The sequence below is a fragment of the Psychromonas algicola genome, from assembly GCF_004378355.1.
Taxonomy (GTDB): Bacteria; Pseudomonadota; Gammaproteobacteria; order Enterobacterales; family Psychromonadaceae; genus Psychromonas.
The window spans coordinates 1-2,273 of sequence record NZ_SNUB01000060.1 but is presented as its reverse complement, the minus strand read 5'-3'; the positions used below and the strand labels follow the sequence as shown (position 1 = coordinate 2,273).

General features: G+C 30.9%; 2 protein-coding genes. Both read left to right on the top strand.

Annotated elements, in window-relative coordinates:
- Positions 1 to 263: 263 nt before the first annotated feature.
- The gene (locus E2R67_RS16295) at positions 264 to 1,376 is read left to right on the top strand and encodes an AAA family ATPase (RefSeq protein WP_134292002.1); all 1,113 of its coding nucleotides are present in this window, start codon (positions 264 to 266) and stop codon (positions 1,374 to 1,376) included.
- On the top strand, positions 1,369 to 2,094 hold the full coding sequence (locus E2R67_RS16290) for a hypothetical protein (protein WP_134292001.1): 726 nt from the start codon (positions 1,369 to 1,371) through the stop codon (positions 2,092 to 2,094). Before E2R67_RS16295 ends, E2R67_RS16290 begins: the two co-directional genes overlap by 8 nt.
- Positions 2,095 to 2,273: the final 179 nt, after the last annotated feature.

Genomic DNA, 2,273 nt, shown 5'->3' with positions numbered 1-2,273 from the left:
CGAATACACCGTATGATGAATCGACATATTTAGCTGCATTAAAACGAAGAGATTCGCCGCTTTTAAAGTTTGCAATAAATTGCTAATTTTACTAGCGGTCCACCTCAGGGCGTGTTGTTATAACGCATTTTACAACTGTTAACTTTATTCCTGTACTAGGTATTTAAAGTTCATCACAAAAATTTAACCGTAATTTTTTTACGGTAGGTATTTTTTTATGGTACAATTTTTCTATTAAAAATAGAAACTATATAAGGGTGCCAATGCTTAGTAAATTTTCTGTTCAAGGATTTAAGAATTTTGAGAAAAAAATCACTTTGGACTTCACTGATACGAAAGGATATAACTTTAATGATAAGTATATCCTCAATGGAGTTGTGAACAAAGGTCTTATCTACGGTAGAAATGGTGTTGGAAAATCAAATTTAGGCTTTGCTATTTTCGATATCATAAAGCATATAACCGATAAAAACATTGAAAATCATATGTATAACAACTATATAAATGCTGATTCCGATAGTAATATTGCTGAATTCTCATTCGAATTTCTTTTTGACTGTGGAAGTGTAATATATAAGTATGGAAAATCAAATTTAGAAACTCTTATTTATGAAGAGTTATTTATAAACGATGAATTATTTGCTCATATTGATCGAAGAAAAAGCTCGTTTGCCGATATAAATGTAAAGGGAGCTGAGACCCTTGATACAAATATTGGCCACAGTAACCTTTCAGTCCTGTCTTACATCAACAAAAATGCCCTGCTTTCTCCTGATACAAATAACGCTTGTTTTTCTGAATTCATAAAATTTGTTAATGGGATGTTATTCTTTAGATCATTGGATACTAATAATTACATAGGGTTTGAACAAGGCAGCACTGCAATACTTGAAGACATTACTAAAAAGGGAAATATTAAAGATCTTGAGAAGTTCTTAAATCTTGCCGGCGTTGATTGTCAATTAACTGAAATTGAAATCGAAGGTTCTAAGTCAATTGGCTTTAAGTTTAAGAATAAAACTATCCCATTTTATAGCATTGCATCTCAAGGAACTAAATCCCTATCATTATTCTATTTCTGGCTTCAAAGATTCCAGGAAAGCACTGACGTTACATTTATATTTATTGACGAGTATGATGCATTTTATCACCATGAACTTTCTGAATTAGTCGTAGAAAAATTGCTAGCTTGCTCAGCTCAATCATTAGTAACAACCCATAATACTTCTGTTATTTCTAATGATTTGCTACGACCTGACTGTTATTTCATGCTAACTAAAAATGATTTCAAATCGCTATCTCATCGAACTAGAAAAGATTTGCGAGAAGCTCATAATATAGAGAAAATGTTTAAGGCAGGAGCCTTTAATGGTTAATTACATTTTATTTGTTTTTGAGGGGCAAGTTACAGAACATGATATTATGAATAATTTGAAAAAGTACTATTTGAACACTGAAACAGACGGTGTTTATTTAGTATCCTCAAATTGTGGTGATATATATAGCCTATACGGAAAACTGCAAAAAGATGAAGACTTAGATATTTTCCCTTTATTGACAGAAAAAAAAGTGAATGCGCATTTAAGTGGTATTAAAAGAAGGCAAATTTCAGAAATATACTTATTTTTTGATTATGATGGCCATGCACCAGCAGCAACTGATAAAAAATTAAATGAATTACTTGAACATTTTGTTGATGAAACTGAAAATGGGAAATTATATGTTAGCTACCCCATGGTTGAGTCACTGAAGCATGTCCCTGAAACAGGATTTGAACATCTTACAGTTCAAGCGAAGGAAAAAATTGGGTATAAAGGCCTAGCAAGTAATGAGTGTAAAAAAGAATATATCAGTTTTAAAAAACTATCACACAATGACTGGAAAAAATTAAATTTATTACATCTTAAAAAACTTAATAAGCTAGTCAACGGAACTTATGAGCTTCCTTCTCAACTCAATGAACAAACAGTTATTTTACAAAAACAAATTCAAACTCATATCTCTACAAATAATGAAGTAGCTGTTTTGTCCAGTTATCCAGTATTTCTTCTAGATTATTATGGAGTTGATTCAATAGAGGAACTCACACAATAGTATTGATATAAATGCTATAAGATACGCGTTATAACGAGGCTGTAGAATTTCTCATTTTCAGCCTACTTATTTAAATAAAAACCACATTAACTTACATTTACTTGAGATTAAATAGATTATTTATATTTTCATTGCTGAATGATTAAATTGAGGCAGAAATGAAGGTTCAGAGGCTGTGA